This window comes from Pantoea sp. X-Soil-OKNW-556, from assembly GCF_059730695.1.
Genome location: NZ_AP035990.1, coordinates 3,142,178 through 3,164,558, shown reverse-complemented (window position 1 = coordinate 3,164,558; position 22,381 = coordinate 3,142,178). Strand labels below are relative to the sequence as shown.

Here is a 22,381-nt window from a genome sequence, read left to right as displayed (position 1 = left end):
TTACGGGCGTCCTGCCTTCTTCCCTTTCAGCAGTTTCCTCACCCAGTAGCGATTCGGATTCAGTGCCGCCAGGGTAGTAACATCCAGCGGCTGCGGCTCGCCACTCATTTGTGCCGCCAGCACTTCTGCGGCCAGCGGTGCGCTGCACAAACCGCGCGACCCCAACGCCCCCAGCACAAACAATCCCGGGTACAACGGCGCGGTGGCGATAGTTTCCCCGCGTGCCCGCTGTTCTGCCAGCGTGGCGTACTGCGTCAGGGTGGCGTCATAGTCCGGCGCGCTACCGACCATCGGCAGATGGTCACGCGTGGCACATCGAACGCCGATACGCGCCTCGCTGCCGCTGACGTCGACTTTTTCAGGCCAGTCGGTGCCAGGCAGGCAATTGATCAGTCGCTGACGATTCTCCAACTGGTCATCGGCACGGTAATCCGTCGCGGTATCGCCACGATGGTAGCTGGCTCCGATACAGTGGGTCGCATAATTTGGACTGACCGGCGTGAGATAACCGTCATAGCACAACACGCTGCGTAATGCGCCTAACGCCGGGTGGCTCGGCACATGGCTGACCTGGCCCGCCACCGCATATACCGGTAGATCCTGGCTCTGCTCGATATCCAGCAACGCGTGACCATTTGCCAGCACCACCTGTTGATGCCGGACATCGTGCTGTTCAGCAAAACTCAGTGTCCAGCCGTCATCCTGCGATGTCAGCCGGGTCACACGATGCAGCCAGTGCACGCGTAATCCCAGCGTTTGCGCGTATTCAAGCAGGTTGCTGGTCAATTCTGACGGTGACAGCCAGCCACCGTGTGGGTAGTAAATGCCGCCCATTCCCAGCTCAACGCCTGCCAGCGCTTCTGCTGCTTCTTTATTAACACCGTAAGCGATGTCGTGCGGTAGCCCCATACTCAGCATCTGAGCGATTTTGTCAGCACTTTTCTCGTCCCAACCGAGTTGCAGCACGCCGCTCCAGTCATGTTCGAACGCCACCGGCAGTGCATCATAGATACGGCGGGCAAAGCTGAATGCAGCGGGGAAAAAGTTAGCCAGGGCCGGATCATGCTGATTGAGCAGCGGATAAAGCGCTCCCTGACGATTACCCGATGCACCCAGCGCGGCCGCGGCATCGGCACAATAAAGGGTGACGTGCCAGCCACGGCGCAACAGCGCCAGCGCCAGTACCGCGCTGGCGACGCCACCGCCAATCAACGCCACCTCCTGGCCCGCCGCCTGCGGGCGTGCATACCAGGGCTGGCGCTGTGGCAGGGCGGGGGCATCAGGGAGTTGGCCGGTCAGCATCTCGCGTTTATGACCAAAACCTTTGCGTTTGCTGACGTGAAAACCCGCCTCCTGCAAACCGCGACGCACAAAACCGGCCGAGGTGAAGGTCGCCAGCGTACCGCCAGGACGTGCCATGCGTGCCATCGCGGCAAATAATCCTGCTGTCCACATCTCCGGATTCTTCGCCGGGGCGAAGCCATCGAGGAACCACGCATCTACCTGACGATGCAGACTGTCATCAAAGGTATCAATTAGCGCGTTAATATCGCCTAACCACAGGTCCAGGGTGACCTCACCGCCGCCAAACAGCAGACGCTGGCAACCCGGCAATGGCGCGGGCCATTGCTGCTGCAACAGTTCGGCCCAGGGGTGAAGTTCTGGCCAGTGCGCATGCGCTGCGACCAGATCCTGCTGCGTCAGCGGGAATTTCTCACAGCTGATAAAGTGCAGGCGTTTCAGGTGGGCTGTTGGGTGCTGGCGGCGAAAATGGTCGAAGGCTTGCCATAAGGTCAGGAAGTTAAGCCCGGTGCCAAAGCCGCTTTCCGCCACGATAAACAGGTCGCGATCGTGATCGTGGAAGCGTTGCGGCAGGCCATTGCCATCGAGAAACACATAGCGTGTCTCCTCCAGACCATTGTCGTTGGAGAAATAAACGTCGTCGAAGGCTTGCGAAACAGGTGTACCCTGTTCGTTCCAGTTCAGTTGTGCGTGTTCAACCGGGGATAACTTCAAGGGAAAGGCTCATTTTTCAGGCAGTGGCGTGATTTTAGCGAGTGCCGTCACATGACGCAAATTTACAAAAGGAAATGGCTGATCGGACTTGTTCGGCTTACAACTGTAAGCTAGAGTGCACGTCAATCCAAAAGAAGTGGAATGAGGACTATTTGAATGAAACGTGCAGTGATTACTGGCCTGGGTATCGTTTCCAGCATTGGTAATAACCAGCAAGAGGTGCTGGCATCTCTGCGTGAAGGCCGTTCTGGCATTACTTTCTCCGAAGAGATGAAAGAAGCCGGTATGCGCAGCCACGTATGGGGTAATGTAAAACTGGATACGAACGGGCTTATCGATCGCAAAATCGTGCGTTTTATGAGTGATGCCTCCATTTACGCTTACCTTTCTATGGCCGAAGCGATCAAAGATTCTGGCCTGACCGAAGAGCAGTATCAGAGCAACCCACGCGTGGGTCTGATCGCCGGTTCTGGCGGCGGTTCTCCGCGTTTCCAGGTCTTCGGTGCTGACGCGATGCGTAGCCCGCGTGGCCTGAAAGCCGTTGGCCCGTACGTGGTGACCAAAGCGATGGCCTCTGGCGTTTCCGCTTGTCTGGCAACACCGTTCAAAATCCACGGCGTTAACTACTCAATCAGCTCCGCCTGTGCTACCTCGGCACACTGCATCGGTAATGCGGTTGAGCAGATTCAATTGGGCAAACAGGATGTGGTATTTGCTGGCGGCGGCGAAGAACTGAGCTGGGAAATGGCCTGTGAGTTCGATGCGATGGGCGCACTCTCCACCAAATACAACGAAACCCCGGAAAAAGCCTCTCGTACTTATGATGCGAACCGTGATGGTTTCGTTATCGCTGGCGGCGGCGGTATGGTGGTGGTTGAAGAGCTGGAACACGCACTGGCGCGTGGCGCGCATATCTATGCCGAAATCGTTGGCTACGGCGCAACCTCTGATGGTGCGGATATGGTCGCACCGTCAGGTGAAGGCGCAGTGCGCTGCATGAAGATGGCGATGCAGGGTCTTGATACCCCGATCGACTACCTCAACAGCCACGGTACTTCTACCCCGGTTGGTGATGTGAAAGAGCTGGGTGCGATTCGCGAAGTGTTCGGTGATAACACGCCGTACATCTCCGCTACCAAAGCCATGACCGGTCACTCACTGGGTGCGGCGGGCGTGCAGGAAGCGATCTACACCCTGCTGATGCTGGAACACAGCTTCATCGCACCAAGCATCAACGTGGAAGAGCTGGACGACGCGGCGAAAGGCATGAACATCGTTACTCAGCCGACGGAAAAAGCGTTGACCACCGTGATGTCCAACAGCTTCGGCTTTGGTGGCACCAACGCCACCCTGACGATGCGTAAATATCACGCATAAGATTCAGTACCAGAATGCCACGAGGGCCGGTTAATCCGGCCCTCGCTGTTTTGACATTCTCCGTTTCGCTTGCCACAATCTATCCCCTCATCGCGTAATACGTAAGCGTTCACGTTAACCAACGCACCCGTTTCTGTTAATTACAGAAGACGTGCGTGTGTCTGGTTTTCGCCTGCATGGCACGTCTCAGAACAAGGAGTTACGTCCATTATGTCTACTGCTGCCGATGCGCAGACGCAATCTGTGTTTCCTTTAGCCTGCACCTCCTTTGCGGTGTTTCTCACTTATCTGACGGCGGGGCTCGCGCTGCCGGTCATCCCGCTGTATGTCCACCAGGAGCTGGGCATGAACAACGTCATGGTTGGTGTGGCGGTGGGGATTCAGTTCTTTGCCACCTTGCTGACACGCAGTTTTGCCGGACGGCGGGCCGATCAGCACGGTGCTAAGCTCACTACCCAACATGGCATGATCGCCATTGCGCTGGTCGGCGTGGCCTATCTGGCGGCAGCGCTGTTGCCAGTGTCGCCGTGGGCAAAGTTTGGCCTGTTGGCGATTGGCCGTCTGCTGCTCGGTTTTGGTGAAAGCCTGCTGCTGACGGGTAATCTCACCTGGGGCATGGGGTTGGTTGGCAGTCGGCGATCCGGACTGGTGATGTCGTGGAATGGTATGGCGATTTATGGGTCGCTGGCCGCCGGTGCGCCGCTTGGGTTGCTGGTTCATCAATACGCCGGATTTGCTGCCCTGGGGGGGGTGGCGCTGTTGTTGCCGTTACTGGCGCTGGCATTAAATAGCTGGATCGCCCCAGTACCGGTAATGGGCGGTGAACGACCTTCGCTGTTTAGTGTGGTGAAAACCATCTTTCAGCCTGGCCTGGCGCTGGCGTTGCAGGGCACCGGCTTTGCGGTAATCGGCACCTTTACCTCGTTGTACTTTGCCGCCCAGCAGTGGGGCAATGCCGGTCTGGCACTCACCGCTTTTGGTTGTGCTTTTGTGCTGGTGCGGGTGTTCTTTGGCGGCCTGCCGGACCGCCACGGCGGAACGCGGGTGGCGATGGTTTCGCTGTTGGTTGAAGCCGCGGGTCTGACGCTGTTGGCACTGGCCGGACAGGGCTGGGTAGCCCTGCTGGGCGCTGCGTTGACTGGCAGTGGTTGTTCGCTGATCTTCCCGGCACTGGGTGTTGAGGTGATAAAACGCGTCTCACCGCAGATTCGCGGCACCGCGCTGGGTGGTTTCTCTGCGTTCCAGGATATCGCTTACGGTGCCAGCGGTCCGTTGACCGGTTTGCTGGCAACGGCGCTGGGCTATGGCTCGGTCTATGCGGCGGGTGCCTGTTGTGCGGTGCTGGGTATCATGGTCACCTGGCGTTTTGCCCGCAGCGCGACAGCAGCGTAACCAGCTTGTCACAGGCGCTGACGATCTCACCGGGCGTCAGCGCGGCAAAACCCAATATCCAACCCGGCTGCCGCGTCTGTCCGGCATAGAGCGGGGACAGGCGCGGCAGCAACAATCCCTGTGCTTGTCCCTGAGTGGTTAATGCTGCTTCATCCCCCTGCAATAAACGCACTGTCAGTTGTAAACCGCCCGCTGCTGGCAACGGTGTCAGCCAGGGGGCGCAGCGTGTGGTGAGTTGTTGCAACAGCACATCACGACGGCTGTGGTACAACTGACGCATCAGGCGCAAATGGCTGGCGAAATGTCCCTGCTGGATAAATTCGGCGGTGATCGCCTGCGGCAGCAACGCGCCGTGTCCATCCAATACGCTACGCGCGCGGCCCAGCGCATCCACCAATGCAGGAGGCACCACCATCCACGCCAGACGCAGCGAAGGAAACAAGGTTTTGGAAAAGGTGCCAAGGCTGATTACCCGGCTATCCGCTTCCAGCCCCTGTAACGCGGGCTGAGGGCGTTCGTCGTAGTGAAATTCGCTGTCATAATCATCCTCAATCAACCAGCTATCCTGCTGACGCGCCCAGGCCAGCCATGCAAGGCGACGCGCCAGACTCATCGGTGTCCCGGTCGGATAATGGTGTGACGGGGTGAGATAGACCAGCTTTGCGCTGCCCTCGAGTGGCACGGCTCCGGCTTCATCCAACGGCATCGCCCGGCAGCGGGCTCCGGCAGCGAGAAACGCATTCCGAGCGCCGGGATAGCCCGGCTCCTCCAGCCAGACATCGTCGCCGCTATCCAGAAACATCAATGCCAGCAGTTGCAGCGCCTGTTGCGAACTGGTCAGAATCAACACCTGTTCGGCGCTACAGCGTACTCCGCGTGACAGCGCCAGATAATCGGCCAGTGCCTGCCGCAGAGGCGCATAACCGCAGGGATCGCCATAGCCCATGACTTTGCTGGCGAGTGAACGTTGCACGCTGGCGCTGATACGCCGCCATTGCGTATGCGGAAAGGCGCGCAATTCCGGTGAACCGGCGGCAAAAGCGTGGGGAAAGGGCGGGTCTTGACAACCCCCGGTCGCCAGCACCTGGCTGCCGCGCGCCGAGAAACGCAGGCCGTTGCGCGGCTGGACGGTCGGTGCGCGCTGTGGCATGGCAATCGCGACAAACGTACCGCGTCCACTATGGCGTTGCAGATAACCTTCACTCTCCAGTTGGGCATAGGCGGCTTCGACCGTCACCCTGGAGAGGCCGAGGTCAGTGGCGAGCTGGCGGCTGGAAGGGACTTTCTGGCCGTAGCGCAGATGACCGCTGGCAATTGCCTGACGCAGCGTGCCGCATAACCGATCGCGCAGACCGCCCTGGCTTTGATGGCTGAACAGGGTCAGCAAAGGTGAAGAGGTCATTGTGGTCTTATCATCGGATGAAAAGTGGTATCAATATGCAGACCACTTTGCCTTACACTGAAGGAAATTCAAAGCAGGAGAATACGATGTCATCTGTCTTAGCCTTCCCCCCGGCCAGCCCCTCTGCCAGCCTGGCGTATCTGCAACATAAGCTGGCGTACTACACCGACGCCTGGGACTTAGCCGAAGATATGGCGAACGGTTGTGAGGCGATCGTGGTGTTTGATGCCCGATCGGATGCGGTGTATCAGGCCGGGCATCTTTGTGGCGCGATCTCGTTCCCGCACCGCACGATCAACGCCGCCACCACCGCGCATCTGGATCGGCAAAAAGTCTACATCACCTATTGCGACGGCATTGGCTGCAATGGCTCGACCAAGGCGGCGCTGAAGCTGGCGGCATTAGGCTTTCAGGTGAAGGAACTGATTGGCGGGCTGGATTTCTGGAAGCGTGATGGTCACCCGATGGCATGGGGCAGTGCGCCGGGCGAATGGCCTGCGGCGGCACCGGCTGCATCGTGCGGCTGTTAAATCACAGAAAAACCCATAGCAGGAAAATAAACACCACCAGCGCCAGGCTCAGGGTCAACGCTGGGCGCTGCGCCAGCGGCGCAGGCAGTTGGCTAACCCACGGCGCCCAGATCGGTTGAGGGTGCAGTTCGCTGCCAGCCAGCGGCTGTTCCAGGTTTTTCTCGGCGCGACGGCTGAACAGCAGATTCAGTAAGTCCTGTGTTTGCGCTGGGGTCAGTACCATCTGCGGTGTGGCCTGGAAACGTTGTTGGCTGTAATCCTCCAGCAGGCGTTGTTCGCTGGGGGTTAACGGCTGTTTGAGCGAGCTTTCCAGCATGTGCAGTGTTGGCGCGCTCTGTTGGCTCAACGTTTGCCGCACCTGTAAATATTGCGTCAGCAGTGGGAAGTGACGTGACGGGATCGGGTCGCCACTCTTCAGATTCACCAGCTTCAGCACGTCTTCCAGCACTTTAACCGGCGATTCGCCGGTACTGGCGGCAAGACGCGTTACTTGCTGATTCAGCGCCTGATGCTCAGCCGGCAGCAGGGTGCGATCGCTGCTGCGCGTTTGTTGCGGCTGCGGGATGGCCATCTGACCGTTTTGCAACATGGTCAGCACCTGACGCAATTGATCCGGCGACAACGCACTCAGCACCGTCTGATTAAACTGCTGGCGGATAAAGTCGCTCACCGCCTGACGGTTATTACCCTGCGGCAGTTTTTCCAGCAATTGCTGCAACAGCTGGCGCGTGGCGTGGCTGTCCTGCACTTGCGTCAGGCGGCTGTTGAGATGCTGCTCAGCAGCGGGAAAATGGCGCGATTGCAGTTCCGCATCATTCTTTACGCCAACTTCATGACGGACGCCAGCCCACAGTTCCGGGGCTTTCAGGGTGCTGAGCGACATGATACGCACAATCAGACGTTCCAGTGTGGTGCGCTGGGCAGGGCTTAATGGCTGCTCGCCAGCGGGGCCACCGGGACGGCCAGTTGCGTTGGTGAGAGGGGAACGATCGCCCGCGGGCACACCGGGACCGCTAATAGGTTGCATGGCGGAATCCTTGAAAACCGAGTCAGATCCGGGTGCGCCGGAAAAACGAGGCCATATGATAGCAAATGCCCCCGGGAAATCCACGGGGGCAGCAGAGGGCAGGGAATTATTTTACCTCGACCAGTTTCACACGTTTACGTCGCCAGCGTTTCCAGATGGGGGGAACGATCAGCACCGCCACGGCCAACACCAGCAGCACTTTGCAGATCAGGCTTTCCCACAGAATCGGCAGGTTGCCGTTGCTGATCGACAACGCGCGTCGCAGGTTTTGCTCCAGCATCTCCCCCAGCACAAAGCCAAGGATCAACGGTGACATCGGGAAATCCATCTTGCGCAGGATGTAACCAAAAATCCCCAGTCCCACCATCAACAGTAAGTCAAAGGTGGTACTGTGCACCGCATAGACGCCCACCGCGGAAATTGCCGCAATCGCCGGCACCAAAAACCACAGCGGAATGGTCAGCATGCGCGCGAACAGGTTAATCATCGGGATGTTCATAATCAGCAACATCACGTTGCCAATCAGCAGCGCGGCGATCAATCCCCAGACAATATCCGGCTGCTCGGTGAACATCGCCGGACCGGGGGTGATGTTGTACAACGTCAGCGCGCCGACCATCACCGCCGTGGTGCCGGAACCGGGAATGCCCAGCGTCAGCATCGGGATAAACGAACCGCAGGCCGAGGCGTTATTGGCCGCTTCCGGGGCGGCCACGCCGCGAATGTCCCCTTTACCAAACTGATCGCTGCCGCTGATCTTTTTCTCGGTCATGTAGGCGATGGCGCTGGCAATGGTTGCTCCGGCACCGGGTAACACGCCGACAAAGAAGCCGATAAAAGAGGCACGCAGGGTCGCTCCGGTCGACATCGCCGCCTCTTTCATGTTGAACAGCATCCGGCCGCTGGCGCGCACCATCTTCTGACCGCTGCTGGTGGATTCCAGCATCAGCAGAATTTCGCTCACCGAGAACAGGCCAATCACCACCACCACGAACTGAATACCGTCGGAGAGATGCACGCTGTCGAAGGTGAAGCGATAGACGCCGGTGTTGGCATCAACGCCCACCGTTGCCATTCCCAATCCCATCAACGCGGCGAGGAACGACTTCAGTGGGTTGTGGCTCATCATGCTGCCGAGGCAGGCGATAGCGAACACCATCAAGGCGAAATACTCCGCCGGACCAAAGGCCAGCGACCAGTTTGCCAGCAAAGGGGCGAACAAGATGATGCCGATGATGGCGATGGTGGAGCCAATAAACGAACTGACGGCCGAAATCGATAGCGCCACCCCGGCTTTGCCCTGTTGTGCCATGGGATAGCCATCCAGCGCGGTCATAATCGCTCCGGCATCGCCCGGCACATTTAGCAGAATCGACGAAATGCGACCGCCGTATTCACAGCCGATATACACCGTCGCCAGCAGGATCAGCGCCGATTCCGCCGGTAAGTGCAGGGCAAATGCCAATGGCATCAGAATTGCCACGCCGTTAATTGGCCCAAGTCCCGGCAGCAGTCCGACAATGGTGCCGATAAAGCAGCCGATCAGGGCGATCATCAGGTTTTCCGGCGTCATGGCGACGGCGAAACCCTGCATCAGAAAAGACCAGGTATCCATCATAATCTCCCGTTAACTGAACCAACTGCCGACCGGCAGCGTGACATCCAGCAGATGATCGAAGGCGTAAAACAGTGCGATGCCCATCACGCCACCAGAAATCACCGCTGCCCACCAGCGTGCGCCAAACAGCAGACCGATGCCGAAGGTCAACAGGGTGGTGCAGAGGGCAAACCCCATGCGTTCAAACAGCCAGCCATACAGCATCAACATCAGACACAGGACAATAAGTTTTCTCAGTGTGGCTGGCGCGGGCCAATGTATGGCATCCGGTTGGCGCAACAGCATCAACACCGAACACAAGGCCATCAGGCCGAGCAGCAGCATCGGGAAGGGGCGGGGCCCGACCGGTTCGTAGCTGTATTCGCTTTGAATCTGCCAGGCGATAAACAACCCGGCGATACACAGCAACAGCCAGACGGAGGCAAAAATACGATCGCTCATATAGCCCCCTTATTTCGCCAGACCGAACGATTTAGCCTGTTCACGATAGGTGGCGACCTGTTTTTTTACATACGCGTCTAACTCGCTGCCAAACATGTTGAACTCAAACAGGCCGCGCATATTACGCTGCTGCTGGAACTCTTTGGTGGTCACCAGCTTTTTGAACGCATCCTCCCACCATTGATAATCGGCATCGCTCACTTTTGGCCCCAGGTAGTAACCACGGATAATCGGCCATTCAACGTTGAAGCCCTGTTCTTTGGCGGTGGGGATTTGCGCCAGTTCGCCCGGCAAACGTTTGTCAGCCATCACGGCCAGAACACGCATTTTGCCACTCTGCAAATGGGGTACCATTTCGCTCATATCGCCGGAGACCACCTGGATATGGTTGCCAAGCAACGCTGTAACGGGTTCACCACCGCCTTCAAAGGCGACATAACGCATTTTGCGGGGATCGATACCGGCTTCACGCGCCAGCAGCGCGGTTTTCATCCAGTCCTGGCTACCAATGGAGGCGCCAGCGCCTACCACCACTTTGGTGGGGTCCTGTTTCATTGCTTCCATCAATTCACCGAGGGTTTTCCACGGCGCATCGTCGCGCACCGCGACCATGCCGTAATCAGTGCCAATCGCCGCCAACCATTTCACGTCGTCCACCGAATAACGACCAAACTTGCCTTGTGACAGGTTAAGCAGAGAACCCCCTGAGTAGGCGACAAGGGTGCCCGCTTCTGCCGGACGCTGGGCAATGATGGCATTGTAGGCGACGGCACCCACGCCACCAGGCATATAGGTCACGCGCATCGGTGTGGTGATTTGCCCAGTTTCTTGCAGGGACACCTGCAACAATTTGCAGGTCAGATCAAAACCACCACCCGGTTTCGCGGGGGCGATACATTCAGTGCGTTCTGGTGCAGCGGCAAAAACTGACGACATTGACAAGACCAGCAGGCCTGCGGTGAGGCTGGTGCGAATAGTATTTTTCATTGGTCGCTCCATAGTAGGTTTCAGAGTGTGATACCCGCCGAAGAATCGCGGTTAATGAATTGTTAAGGCCCGAGCCTTTCATTTACCTTTCATTCATCGGGAAAAATGGCGGGGTGTGACATGCGTCTCTTACTGGTGGAAGACACGGTTGAGCTGGCGGGTTGGTTGCAAAAAGCGCTGACGCAAAAAGGATTTGCGGTTGATTGGGTCGCCGATGGCGTGGCGGCAGATCATGTTCTGCAAACCGAAGAGTATGCGTTGGTGGTGCTGGATGTGACGTTGCCGCGGATGAATGGTCTGGAAGTCCTGGCGCGTTTGCGTCGACGTGAGCAGAAAGTGCCGGTTCTGCTGCTGACTGCCCGTAGCGCGTTGGCGCAACGGGTTCAGGGTTTGAATGCCGGTGCAGATGATTATCTCACCAAACCTTTTGAGCTGGATGAGCTGGAGGCGCGCTTGCGCGCTTTGCTGCGGCGCGGCCAGGGGCAGTTAGCGCAATCACAGGTGATTGGTCAGTTGGAGCGGGATAACCAGGGCTGCTTCATGTTGAACCGTAAACCGCTGCGCCTGACGCCGCGCGAAGCGAGTGTGCTGACGACCCTGATGCGCCGACCGGGTCATCCGGTATCCCGCCAACATCTGTATGAACAGACCTTTACGCTGTGTGATGAAGCCAGTCAGGAGTCGATTGAGTTATATGTCCATCGGGTACGCAAAAAACTGGCGGGCAGCGATGTGGCGATCGTGACGCTGCGCGGATTAGGTTACAGCCTTGAGTGCCAGCAATGCGGTTGATCCACTCATTACGCGGCGAGTTGTTGTTGTGGCTGGGGGTCCCGCTGTTGCTGCTGTGGGGATTATCGGTCTACACCCACTATCAAAGCGCGTTGCATGCTGCGAATCAGGCTTATGACCGCTCCCTGCTGGCCTCGGCAAGGACCGTTGCGGAACGCTTGGAAGTGCGGGAAAAGCGTATTCGCGTCGATGTCCCCTGGGTGGTGCTGGATAGCTTTGAACGCAATATGAATGACCAGTTGTTCTATCAGGTGATCTCGCCAGAGGGGGAGACGCTGTCCGGTTACGATGATCTCCCCCCGTTACCCGCGACGGCCCCGCGATCGGACGCCTTTCCGGCGCTGGTGCATTTCTATGACGCGCGTTATCACCTGCAACCGATTCGTGTTGCTGCCCTGTGGCAACCGGTTAGTGACGAGGGCGTGCAGGGCATGGCGCTGGTGCTGGTGGCGGAGACGCTCAATTCACGCCATGCCTTTGCGGAAGGCTTGCTACGTACGGCGTTGATCAGCCAAAGTATTCTGGTGCTGATAACCTTGCTGTTGGCGGGGTGGCTGCTGCGCAAGGTGTTGCGGCCGCTGCGGCGCTTGTCGCGACTGGTGTTGCGGCGTGCTCCCGGTGAACTGACGCCGCTGCCGTCGCTGCTGCCGTGGTCGGAGCTACAACCGCTCATCATCGCCTTCAACCGTCATCTGGAGCGTTTACGCGGCCTGCTGGCACGCCAGGAACGCTTCAGCGCTGATGTTTCACACCAATTACGCACTCCGCTTACTATTCTGAAAACGCAGGTGGGGGTGGCGTTGAACAGTGACGATCCACAGCAATGGCGCGAAAGCCTGCAAGGCATGCGCCACACGCTGGATGACACCGTTCAGTTAACCGACCGGTTGTTGCAACTGGCGCAGATCAAGGCGCGCCACGGTGAAGATAAAGCAATGGCGCGTGTTGATCTGGCGGCGATTGTGCAGCAGGCGTGTTTAAGCGGCTATGCGGCGGCGCGGCATAAACAGATCGATCTGGGGTATGAAGGGGCCAGTCAGCTCGAGGTGCAGGGCGACGTGTTGCTGCTGGCGGAGTTGTGCGCCAATTTACTGGATAATGCCATCAAGTACACACCGGCGCACGGCACCGTCACGGCAAGAATCAGTGCGATGGGGCTGGAGATTGAAGACAGCGGTCCGGGGATTGAGGAAGCGTATCAGCAGCAGGCGCTGCAACCGTTTTCCCGGTTGGATCATGGTCAGCAGCAGCCTGGTGCGGGGATCGGGCTGGCGCTGGTGAAGGATATCTGCACCTGGCACGGGGCGCAGTTGACTCTGGATCGTAGCCCGCAGTTGGGCGGGCTACGGGTGACCATCAGTTTCCGCTGACGGGGGGCGTCACGGCGCGGGCGCGGCGCAGTGGCGTACGCAGGCGTTGTGCCAGAATCACCCCCACCAGCGTCATGCCGCCGCCAATCCAGTGATATGCATGCAGTTGTTCATGCAGGAACAACACGGCAATGATGGCGGTAAACACCGGCACAAAATTCATAAAGATGCTGGTGGTACTGGCGCCCAGACGCTGCACGCCGAGGATCCACAGGAAGGGGGCGATGATCGACGCGAACAGCCCGGCAAACAGCACCAGTGGGATATTGTGCGTGTTGAGTGACACATCGGGCGCGCGCAGAAAACCGGGCAACAGCAACAACACACCAAAGAAAATCTGCACATACAGGCTTTGCCAGGTGGGCAACGGGATTGCCCAACGTTTGGTGAGCACACCGTACAACGCGTATGAAGTTGACGCCGCCAGCATCATTAACTCCCCGTTGCCGAGGCGCTGATTCAGCAGTTGCGCCGGATTTCCGGCGCTTACCAGCCACACCAGACCGACAAACGACAACAGCCCGCCAAACAAAATGCCGCGCGTCGGTGCCAGGCGCAACACCACCAGGCTGAGCAGAATGGTCAGCAGTGGAATAGTCGCGCCCAGAATCCCCATCATGACCGCCGACACGCTGTGCGCCGCATAATAGGCAAGGCTTTGATACAGCACCATGCCGAGCAGGCCGAGGATCAGTAAACGCCCGCTACTGGCAACAATCTGGCGACGATGACGCCAGACACCCGGTAGCGCAAACGGGGTCAACACCGCCAGCGCCAGAATCCAGCGATAAAACGAGATCGCGGCAGGATCGATGCTACCGGCGGAGAGTTTGCTCACGATGGTGTTGATTGACCAAATCAGCACCGCCACCAGCGGAAACAGAAAGTTCATCGTACAGCTCCTGAAAGTAAACGCGAACAGTTTACGTTTGACCGGTTTAGAACAGATAACTAAAATCGGACAAAAATCATTAATGACCGGACAGAATGAATTTACAGGTTGAGTATCAGCCACCCGTCGATGCCTCGCAGCTGCGCTACTTTATGCGTTTCGAACAGGCCAATGCTAAAACCGAATATCTGCCGCACGCCCACGCCTGGGGACAGGTGATTTTCGTTAAAAGCCATGTACTGGAGATGGAGGTGGAAGGGGAACGCCTGCTGACGCCAGCAGATATGCCGATCTGGATCCCTTCGGGCCAGCGCCACAGCAGCTATAACCATCGTCAGTCGCTGTTCCGCACGTTCAATCTGGCGGCGGATTTGTGCGACGGCTTACCCCAACAGGCCTGCCTGCTCAATGTTGATGCCATTGTTCATGCCATTATGGACGAGTTTGCCCGGCGTGAGCTGGAGCAGCCGCACAGCGCAGCAGACTGGCGTTTGTGTGAGGTTTTAGTGGATCGGCTACGTCTTGCGCCGGTACATAAAAGTTACCTGCCTGGCTCGAATGACAAACTGCTCGCTCCGATCCTGCACGCCTTGCAGGCACACCCCGGTGATAACACCACGCTGGCACAATGGGCGAAGCGCGTGTTTACCACCGAGCGTACGCTGGCGCGACGTTGTCAGCAGCAGCTGAATATGTCGTTTAGCGAGTGGCGGCAGCGCCTGCGTTTTTTACGCGCTATCACCCTGCTGGAGCAGGGCATCAGCGTGCAGGCCATCGCCCATGAGCTGGGCTACAGCTCCGCTTCGGCGCTGATTGTGATGTTTCAGCATCAGGCGGGCACAACACCGGATCGCTATCGCAGCCGGTTAGGTTAATCAAAGGCTTTGTGCCAGAATATGGCCCTTGCGAATTTACAGGACAGCCGTGGTGAAAATTCTCGTCGATGAAAATATGCCGTACGCCCGTGAACTCTTTAGCCGCACCGGTGAGGTGCTGGCGGTGCCGGGGCGTCCGTTACCGGAAGCCGAACTGGCGGATGCCAGCGGGTTGATGGTGCGCTCGGTCACGAAAGTTAATGCCGCGCTGCTGGCAGGAACACCGGTGAAATTTGTTGGCACTGCGACGGCAGGCACCGACCATATCGATGAGGCCTCACTGGCTGATGCAGGAATCGCGTTCTCGGCAGCACCGGGCTGCAACGCCATCGCGGTGGTGGAATATGTCTTCTCCTCGCTGTTGTTGCTGGCGGAACGTGATGGTTTTGCGCTGCGCGATCGTACCGTGGGGATTGTCGGTGTCGGTAATGTCGGTGGCCGTCTGCACAAACGTTTACAGGCCTGGGGGGTGAAAACCCTGTTGTGCGATCCGCCGCGTGCCGATCGTGGCGATGCGGAAGATTTTCGCTCGCTGGATGAGGTGGTGGCACAGGCGGATATCCTGACCTTCCACACGCCATTGTTTAAAGACGGTCCGTATAAAAGCTGGCATCTGGCCGATACTGCGCTGTTGATGGCGCTGAAACCCAACACCATCCTGATCAATGCCTGCCGTGGTCCGGTGGTGGATAACGCCGCGCTGCTGGAAGTATTGAAAGTACGCCAGGATCTCAGCGTGGTGCTGGATGTGTGGGAGCCGGAACCGGAGCTGTCGCTGGACCTGCTGGATAAAGTTGATATCGCCACCGCCCATATCGCCGGTTATACCCTGGAAGGGAAGGCACGCGGTACCACGCAGGTGTTTGAAGCCTGGTGCGCATTCCTCGGTCAGCCGCAACAGGTGCCGTTGGATAGCCTGCTGCCTGCGCCAGAGTTTGGTCGCATTACCTTACACGGCAAGCTCGATCAGCCGACGCTGAAACGTCTGGTGCACCTGGTGTATGATGTGCGCCGCGATGATGCGCCGCTGCGTAAAGTGGCTGCGCTACCAGGTGAGTTTGACCGCCTGCGTAAGCAATATGAGGAGCGCCGCGAATGGTCGTCGTTGCAGGTGATCTGTGATGATGCAGAGGCGGCAGCGATGCTGAATCAACTCGGTTTCCGTGCCAGTTTGCAGCACAGTTAACCTGACCCTGGCGGGATAAATCTTAATTCCTGGGCGGTGAAGATCACCGCCTTCTGTTTTTATGTCATTGTCTGGAGTAAACCAACATGTCTGACGGCTGGAATATTGCGCTATTGGGCGCGACAGGCGCAGTAGGGAACGCTGTACTGGAACTGCTGGCGGAACGCCAGTTCCCGGTTGGTGAGATATATCTGCTGGCGAGCGAGAACAGCGCAGGCGAAACTCTGCGTTTCGAGGGGCGTTCGGTGCGGGTACAAGATGCGGCGGAATTTGACTGGTCGCAGGCGCAACTGGCCTTTTTCGCTGCCGGTCGCAGCGCCTCGGCGCGTTACGCCGAAGAAGCCGCCAGCCAGGGCTGCCTGGTGATCGACAGCAGCGATCTGTTCGCGCTGGAGCCGGATGTGCCATTGGTGGTGCCGGATGTGAATCCCCAGGTGCTGGCGGATTACCGCAACCGCAACATCATCTGTGTGGCGGATAGCCTGGTCAGCCAGCTGTTAAGCGCCATCAAACCGCTGGTGGATGCTGCCGGTCTGGGGCGTTTGCAGGTAACAAACCTGATGTCAGTCTCCAGCGATGGTAAGAGCGCGGTGGATGCGCTGGCGGGCGAGAGCGCGCGTCTGCTCAACGGCGTACCGGCGGATGAACATTATTATGGTCGTCAGCTGGCGTTTAACCTGCTGCCACAGCAGGTGGACAGCAACGGCAGCGTGGAGAGCGAACGTCGTCTGGTGGATCAGGTGCGCAAAGTGTTACAGGACGAAGGCTTACCGATTGCGGTGAGCAGCGTGCAGGCCCCGGTATTTTACGGCAATGCGCAGATCGTCCATGTGGAAAATCTGCGCCCCTTGTCTGCTGAAGAAGCGCGAGATGAACTGGCGCGTGCCGAGGATATCCGTCTGAGCGACGAAGGCGATTATCCGACTCAGGTGCAGGATGCGTCCGGCAACGGCGAATTGAGCGTTGGCTGCGTGCGTAACGATTACGGTATCCCAGAGCTGCTGCAATTCTGGTCAGTGGCTGACAACATCCGCTTCGGCGGCGCGCTGATGGCGGTCAAAACCGCTGAGAAGCTGGTGCAGGAGTATCTGTATTAATGTTGTCTGAAGGTAACACGCATAAGCTGGCGCTGGGTATTGAGTACGACGGCAGCCGTTATTATGGCTGGCAGCGGCAGCAGGAAGTGCGCAGCGTGCAGGAAAAGCTGGAAAAAGCGCTGTCGAAAGTCGCTAACCATCCGGTTAGCGTGTTTTGCGCCGGACGTACCGATGCCGGGGTACATGGCACCGGGCAGGTGGTGCATTTTGAAACCACTTCTCAGCGTGCCGAGGGTGCCTGGACGTTGGGCGTCAATGCCAACCTGCCGCCGGATATCGCCGTGCGTTGGGTTAAAGCGGTGCCGGATGAGTTTCATGCTCGTTTCAGCGCTACAGCGCGTCGCTACCGTTATGTTATTTATAACCAGCGGCTGCGTCCGGCGATTTTGGGCAGCGGCGTGACGCACTTTTATCATCCGCTGGATGCAGAAAAAATGCAGCGCGCCGGACAATGCCTGCTGGGCGAAAATGATTTCACCTCATTTCGCGCCGTGCAGTGTCAGTCACGTACCCCGTGGCGTAATGTGATGCATCTTAACGTTACGCGTCAGGGACCGTACGTGATTGTGGATATCAAAGCGAATGCGTTTGTACACCACATGGTGCGCAACATCGTTGGCAGCCTGATGGAAATTGGCTGCGGTAATCAGCCTGAAACCTGGATGGCAACGTTGTTGGCCGCGAAAGATCGCACCCTTGCCGCAGCGACCGCCAGAGCCGAGGGGTTGTATCTGGTGGCGGTGGATTATCCGTCCCACTTTGCGTTACCTCAGCCTGCGCTGGGACCACTGTTCCTCGCGGATTAATTGTTACTCGAAGGATGTAAGGAGCCTGGCTTTATGGAGTTCATCCATTTTATCGTCGATTTTATTCTGCATATTGATGTGCATTTGGCCGAACTGGTGGCGCAGTACGGTATCTGGATTTATGCCATTTTGTTCCTGATTCTGTTCTGCGAAACCGGTCTGGTGGTCACGCCGTTCCTGCCGGGTGATTCTTTGCTGTTTGTTGCTGGCGCATTGGCCGCACTGCCGAGTAATGACCTCAATGTGCATATGATGGTGGCCCTGATGGTGATTGCGGCCATTCTCGGTGATGCCGTTAACTACACCATTGGTCGTCTGTTTGGCGAGAAGCTGTTCAGCAATCCCAATTCAAAGATTTTCCGCCGCAGCTATCTGGATAAGACCCATGCGTTCTACGAGCGCCACGGTGGTAAAACCATAATACTTGCGCGCTTTGTACCAATCGTGCGAACCTTTGCCCCCTTTGTGGCAGGGATGGGACACATGTCCTATCGTCACTTCGCGCTCTTTAACGTTGCGGGTGCGCTGCTGTGGGTGTTGTTGTTCTCTTACGCCGGTTACTTGTTTGGTGATTTGCCGGTGGTGCAGGAGAACCTGAAACTGCTGATCGTCGCGATTATCGTGGTGTCGATCCTGCCAGGCGTGATTGAAGTCTGGCGTCATCGTCGTCAGGCACGTCAGCAGAAATCCCAGTAAGCCCAAAACCAGATTTTTATCCACAGCGAGAAGCGGTTGTGGTTTAATGAGCGACATTTACGGCCTGCTGAAGGTGATTTCAGCAGCAATGAGAAGACTGGACCAGGTCGGTTTTAAACAGAAAGGTCATCAATGAGCTGGATTGAACGCATACTTAACAAAAGCAATATTACGCCGACGCGCCGCGCCAACATCCCGGAAGGGGTCTGGACCAAGTGCGACAGCTGTGGCCAGGTGCTGTATCGCGCCGAGCTGGAGCGTAATCTTGAGGTCTGCCCGAAGTGCGACCATCACATGCGCATGCACGCCCGTGAGCGCCTGCATAGCCTGCTGGATGAAGGAACGCTGGTAGAATTAGGTAGCGAGCTGGAACCCAAGGATCTGTTGAAGTTCCGTGACTCGAAGAAGTACAAAGATCGTCTGGCGGCGGCTCAGAAAGAGACTGACGAGAAAGACGCTCTGATCGTCATGAAAGGCCAACTGCACGGTATGCCGATCGTGGCTGCGGCGTTTGAGTTCTCCTTTATGGGCGGCTCAATGGGTTCAGTGGTTGGTGCGCGTTTTGTGCGTGCGGTTGAGCAGGCGCTGGAAGATAATTGCCCGCTGATCTGCTTCTCCGCCAGTGGCGGTGCGCGTATGCAGGAAGCGCTGATGTCGCTGATGCAGATGGCGAAAACCAGTGCCGCACTGGCGAAAATGCAGGAACGCGGTCTGCCGTATATCTCGGTACTGACTGACCCGACCATGGGTGGCGTTTCCGCCAGCTTCGCGATGCTGGGCGATCTCAACGTGGCGGAACCGAAAGCGTTGATCGGTTTTGCCGGTCCGCGTGTTATCGAACAAACCGTACGTGAAAAACTGCCGCCGGGCTTCCAGCGCAGTGAATTCCTGATCGAAAAAGGCGCGATCGATATGATCATCCGTCGTCCGGAGATGCGCTTTAAGCTGGCCAGCCTGCTGGCGAAAATGATGAACCTGCCAGCGCCGCTGCAGGATGGTGATCAGCCGATTGCGGCTGAGCCGGAGAGCAACGAGGCCTGACAGGCAACGGAAAGGCGCAGAAATGCGCCTTTTCACCAATGCACCGTATAAAGTTAGTTAACGGGACACATGGACACTCTTCACCTTCCCCAAGCCACGTCGCCTTTAGCTACGTGGCTTCATTATCTTGAACACCTGCATTCTCAGCCCATTGAACTGGGGCTGGATCGTATTCAACGCGTCGCTTCACGTCTTGACCTGCTCAAACCCGCGCCATTTGTTTTCACCGTTGCCGGGACTAACGGCAAAGGCACCACCTGCCGTACGCTGGAAACCCTGTTGATGGCGGCGGGATACCGCGTGGGCGTCTACAGCTCACCACATCTGGTGCGCTACACCGAGCGGGTGCGCGTCCAGGGCGCGGAGCTGGATGAAGCGTTGCACAGCGCCAGCTTTGCCGAGATTGAAGCCGGACGTGGCGATATTTCCCTGACCTACTTCGAATTCGGTACCTTATCGGCACTCAATCTGTTTCGTGCTGCCGGGCTTGATGTGGTGATCCTTGAAGTCGGTCTCGGTGGGCGACTGGATGCCACCAATATCGTTGATGCGGATATCGCCGTTATCACCAGCATCGCACTGGATCATACCGACTGGTTGGGACCGGACCGCGAAAGCATTGGCCGCGAGAAAGCAGGCGTGTTTCGTGGTGGGAAACCCGCAGTGGTGGGTGAGCCCGATATGCCGCACACCATTGCCGAGGTTGCAGCAGAGAAGGGCGCGCTGTTGTTGCAGCGTAACCGTGACTGGCAATGGCAGCAGCAGGGCGAGAGCTGGAGTTTGCAGGATGCGCAGGGCGAATTGCGCGATCTTCCCCTGCCACAGGTGCCGCTCCCCAATGCCGCCACCGCGCTCATTGCGTTGCGCGCCTCGGGCTTATCGGTAAGCGAAGCGCTCATTCGCCAGCATCTGCCGCTGGCGATTTTACCAGGCCGTTTTCAGACGGTAAGCACCTCGCCGCGTGTGATCCTCGATGTGGCGCATAATCCCCATGCCGCTTATTATCTGGCTTCACGTCTGGCTGAATTGCCGCGTACCGGTAAGGTTCATGCGGTGGTCGGGATGCTGCATGATAAAGATATCGCCGGGACACTGGCGGCGCTGGCACCACAGGTGGATAGCTGGTACTGCGCACCGCTTGACGGCCCGCGTGGTGCGACGGCGGAGCAGTTGATTGCTCACCTGGCAAGCGGTGAGGCATTTGCGACCGTAGACTCAGCATGGCAGGCTGCGCGTCAGCAGGCTCGGCCCGAGGATGTGATTCTGGTGTGTGGTTCTTTCCACACCGTAGCACAGGTAATGGAATCGATGGCAGCGGAGAACGGCAGTGGCAAGTAAGTTTCAGAACCGTTTAGTGGGCACGGTAATCCTGGTGGCGGTTGGCGTCATCGTGTTACCAGGCCTGCTGGATGGCAAGAAAAAGCACTACAAAGAGGAATTCGCTGCAATTCCGCTGGTGCCAAAACCGGATGATCAGCAGGACAGTGAGATGGTGCCCCCGGTGACGCAGTCGCTGCCTGCCCAGCCGCCGGAAGGCGCAGGTGCGGCGCAAAGCGAAGCCAGTGGTAAAACCACCACCCCGGTCGAGTCTGGCAGCGCGCAGCCAGTGGAGAACAACGAACCCACGGTAGTGACACCTCCGCCAGTGCACCAGAGTGCGCCGGTGCAGACTGCGAAACCGAAACCGGTCGAGCAACCTAAGCCGAAACCGGTGGAGCAGCCGAAACCAAAACCGGTTGAACCGAAGCCGGTCGAGCAGCCGAAGCCAGTAGAAACCGCTAAACCGGTTGAAGCGCCGAAGCAGAGCGAAGCGGAAGCCCCGGCGGGCCAGGCTTATGTGGTCCAACTCGGTGCGTTGAAAAACGCGGCTAAAGTGAATGAGATCGTCGCGCAGTTGCGTCTGTCGGGATATCGCGCATTTACCGTGCCATCCACGCCGGTTCAGGGGCAAATTACCCGCATCTACGTCGGGCCTGATGCCTCAAAAGCGAAGATGCAAGCTGCGCTGGGTGAACTGAAAAACCTCTCCGGACTCGGTGGAGTGGTGAAACCCTACAGCACGCGCTAAACCGTTGATAAGCCGCGCCGATGGCTGAAAAAGGCGCGGCATAGCACGGAGTGTTCACCGTGATGTTGGCTTAAAAATTACTATATTTCAGTGAATTACAGCACTGAATTGTCTCAGGGCGAGGAAAGTTTTTTTCATCGCCCTTTTTATGGATGCAGAACCGGAAAACCCTACGCAAACGTTTTCTTTTTCTGTTAGAATGCGCCCCGAACTGGATGCAGGGGTGCAATCGCGCTGGCGCTGGAAGAGTTCATGATCTGGATTGATTACGTCATTATTGCGGTAGTTGGTTTTTCGGCCCTGGTCAGCCTGGTTCGTGGGTTTGTCCGGGAAGCCTTATCTCTCGTTACCTGGGGATGCGCGTTTTTTGTCGCCAGTCACTACTACGCCTACCTTGCAGTCTGGTTTACAGGTTTTGACGACGAACTGGTTCGCAACGGTATCGCTATCGCGGTGCTCTTCGTTGCCACCCTGATTGTGGGTGCCATCGTGAACTATGTGATCGGCACGCTGGTTGAAAAGACCGGTCTGTCGGGAACCGACAGGGTGTTGGGGGTCTGTTTCGGGGCGTTGCGTGGCGTGCTGATCGTTGCCGCTATTCTCTTCTTCCTCGATACATTCACCGGCTTCTCGAAAAGCCCGGACTGGCAGCAGTCCCAACTCATTCCCCAGTTCAGTTACATCATCAGGTGGTTCTTCGACTATCTGAAAAGCACGTCCAGTTTTTTACCCCGGTGACGCCATCGGGAGTGCGGCTAATGAGGAAAT

At 57.7% G+C, this 22,381-nt stretch carries 21 protein-coding genes; 14 read left to right on the top strand and 7 right to left on the bottom strand.

Features of this window, described 5'->3' with window-relative positions; all coding sequences use genetic code 11:
• Window positions 1–2,016, bottom strand: a complete 2,016-nt coding sequence (gene mnmC / locus AC6I8T_RS14760) for a bifunctional tRNA (5-methylaminomethyl-2-thiouridine)(34)-methyltransferase MnmC2/FAD-dependent 5-carboxymethylaminomethyl-2-thiouridine(34) oxidoreductase MnmC1 (protein WP_497834074.1) — start codon at window positions 2,014–2,016, stop codon at window positions 1–3.
• Window positions 2,017–2,172: 156 nt separating this feature from the next.
• Here mnmC and fabB point away from each other — a divergent pair, with 156 nt between their 5' ends.
• Entirely contained in the window at window positions 2,173–3,393 is a 1,221-nt protein-coding gene (gene fabB, locus AC6I8T_RS14755) for a beta-ketoacyl-ACP synthase I (RefSeq protein WP_021185117.1), read from the top strand.
• 210 nt (window positions 3,394–3,603) lie between these two features.
• Complete coding sequence (locus AC6I8T_RS14750) at window positions 3,604–4,785, top strand: MFS transporter (protein WP_208723896.1); 1,182 nt, start codon at window positions 3,604–3,606, stop codon at window positions 4,783–4,785.
• Here AC6I8T_RS14750 and pdxR read toward each other — a convergent pair.
• Window positions 4,748–6,187 carry a MocR-like pyridoxine biosynthesis transcription factor PdxR gene (pdxR, locus tag AC6I8T_RS14745; RefSeq protein ID WP_208723897.1) on the bottom strand — a complete coding sequence of 480 codons (1,440 nt, stop codon included), beginning with the start codon at window positions 6,185–6,187 and terminating at the stop codon, window positions 4,748–4,750. The genes AC6I8T_RS14750 and pdxR overlap by 38 nt on opposite strands.
• 86 nt (window positions 6,188–6,273) lie before the next feature.
• Between pdxR and AC6I8T_RS14740 the strand changes: the two genes are divergently transcribed.
• Window positions 6,274–6,717: a rhodanese-like domain-containing protein gene (locus tag AC6I8T_RS14740; RefSeq protein ID WP_208723898.1), complete on the top strand. Its 444-nt coding sequence runs from the start codon at window positions 6,274–6,276 to the stop codon at window positions 6,715–6,717.
• A gap of 1 nt (window position 6,718) precedes the next feature.
• Here the strand turns inward: AC6I8T_RS14740 and flk are convergent, their stop codons facing one another.
• The 4 genes from flk to AC6I8T_RS14720 form a co-directional block, all read right to left on the bottom strand.
• Window positions 6,719–7,744, bottom strand: a complete 1,026-nt coding sequence (gene flk, locus AC6I8T_RS14735; RefSeq protein ID WP_208723899.1) for a flagella biosynthesis regulator Flk — start codon at window positions 7,742–7,744, stop codon at window positions 6,719–6,721.
• A 106-nt stretch (window positions 7,745–7,850) separates the two neighbouring features.
• Window positions 7,851–9,359, bottom strand: coding sequence for a tripartite tricarboxylate transporter permease (locus tag AC6I8T_RS14730; protein WP_208725563.1), 1,509 nt, complete (start codon window positions 9,357–9,359; stop codon window positions 7,851–7,853).
• 12 nt (window positions 9,360–9,371) lie between these two features.
• Window positions 9,372–9,803, bottom strand: coding sequence for a tripartite tricarboxylate transporter TctB family protein (locus tag AC6I8T_RS14725; protein ID WP_021185112.1), 432 nt, complete (start codon window positions 9,801–9,803; stop codon window positions 9,372–9,374).
• Window positions 9,804–9,812: 9 nt separating this feature from the next.
• The gene (locus tag AC6I8T_RS14720; RefSeq protein WP_497834073.1) at window positions 9,813–10,790 is read right to left on the bottom strand and encodes a Bug family tripartite tricarboxylate transporter substrate binding protein; all 978 of its coding nucleotides are present in this window, start codon (window positions 10,788–10,790) and stop codon (window positions 9,813–9,815) included.
• A 120-nt stretch (window positions 10,791–10,910) separates the two neighbouring features.
• On the opposite strand from AC6I8T_RS14720, the gene tctD reads away from it, so the two are divergent.
• Together tctD and AC6I8T_RS14710 are read left to right on the top strand one after the other, a co-directional pair.
• Window positions 10,911–11,582, top strand: a complete 672-nt coding sequence (gene tctD / locus AC6I8T_RS14715; RefSeq protein WP_021185110.1) for a transcriptional regulator TctD — start codon at window positions 10,911–10,913, stop codon at window positions 11,580–11,582.
• Entirely contained in the window at window positions 11,573–12,952 is a 1,380-nt protein-coding gene (locus tag AC6I8T_RS14710) for a sensor histidine kinase (RefSeq protein ID WP_208723901.1), read from the top strand. Before tctD ends, AC6I8T_RS14710 begins: the two co-directional genes overlap by 10 nt.
• On the opposite strand, the gene AC6I8T_RS14705 is transcribed toward AC6I8T_RS14710, so the two are convergent.
• Window positions 12,939–13,844 carry a DMT family transporter gene (locus tag AC6I8T_RS14705; protein ID WP_208723902.1) on the bottom strand — a complete coding sequence of 302 codons (906 nt, stop codon included), beginning with the start codon at window positions 13,842–13,844 and terminating at the stop codon, window positions 12,939–12,941. The two genes, AC6I8T_RS14710 and AC6I8T_RS14705, sit on opposite strands and share 14 nt — an antisense overlap.
• A gap of 95 nt (window positions 13,845–13,939) precedes the next feature.
• Between AC6I8T_RS14705 and AC6I8T_RS14700 the strand changes: the two genes are divergently transcribed.
• The 9 genes from AC6I8T_RS14700 (at window position 13,940) to cvpA (ending at window position 22,351) form a co-directional block, all read left to right on the top strand.
• A complete protein-coding gene (locus AC6I8T_RS14700; RefSeq protein WP_021185107.1) occupies window positions 13,940–14,719 on the top strand; it encodes an AraC family transcriptional regulator in 780 nt (259 codons plus the stop codon).
• A 52-nt stretch (window positions 14,720–14,771) separates the two neighbouring features.
• Entirely contained in the window at window positions 14,772–15,905 is a 1,134-nt protein-coding gene (gene pdxB / locus AC6I8T_RS14695) for a 4-phosphoerythronate dehydrogenase PdxB (RefSeq protein ID WP_208723903.1), read from the top strand.
• A gap of 86 nt (window positions 15,906–15,991) precedes the next feature.
• The gene (locus AC6I8T_RS14690; RefSeq protein ID WP_021185105.1) at window positions 15,992–17,002 is read left to right on the top strand and encodes an aspartate-semialdehyde dehydrogenase; all 1,011 of its coding nucleotides are present in this window, start codon (window positions 15,992–15,994) and stop codon (window positions 17,000–17,002) included.
• Window positions 17,002–17,808, top strand: a complete 807-nt coding sequence (truA, locus tag AC6I8T_RS14685; protein WP_021185104.1) for a tRNA pseudouridine(38-40) synthase TruA — start codon at window positions 17,002–17,004, stop codon at window positions 17,806–17,808. The genes AC6I8T_RS14690 and truA overlap by 1 nt, the downstream gene beginning before the upstream one ends.
• A gap of 33 nt (window positions 17,809–17,841) precedes the next feature.
• Window positions 17,842–18,504, top strand: coding sequence for a DedA family protein (locus AC6I8T_RS14680; protein WP_021185103.1), 663 nt, complete (start codon window positions 17,842–17,844; stop codon window positions 18,502–18,504).
• A 132-nt stretch (window positions 18,505–18,636) separates the two neighbouring features.
• Window positions 18,637–19,545, top strand: a complete 909-nt coding sequence (accD, locus tag AC6I8T_RS14675) for an acetyl-CoA carboxylase, carboxyltransferase subunit beta (RefSeq protein ID WP_013509914.1) — start codon at window positions 18,637–18,639, stop codon at window positions 19,543–19,545.
• Window positions 19,546–19,614: 69 nt separating this feature from the next.
• Entirely contained in the window at window positions 19,615–20,883 is a 1,269-nt protein-coding gene (gene folC / locus AC6I8T_RS14670; protein ID WP_497834072.1) for a bifunctional tetrahydrofolate synthase/dihydrofolate synthase, read from the top strand.
• Window positions 20,873–21,613 carry a cell division protein DedD gene (gene dedD / locus AC6I8T_RS14665; RefSeq protein WP_208723905.1) on the top strand — a complete coding sequence of 247 codons (741 nt, stop codon included), beginning with the start codon at window positions 20,873–20,875 and terminating at the stop codon, window positions 21,611–21,613. The genes folC and dedD overlap by 11 nt, the downstream gene beginning before the upstream one ends.
• Window positions 21,614–21,865: 252 nt before the next feature.
• On the top strand, window positions 21,866–22,351 hold the full coding sequence (gene cvpA / locus AC6I8T_RS14660) for a colicin V production protein (RefSeq protein WP_013509911.1): 486 nt from the start codon (window positions 21,866–21,868) through the stop codon (window positions 22,349–22,351).
• Window positions 22,352–22,381: the final 30 nt, after the last annotated feature.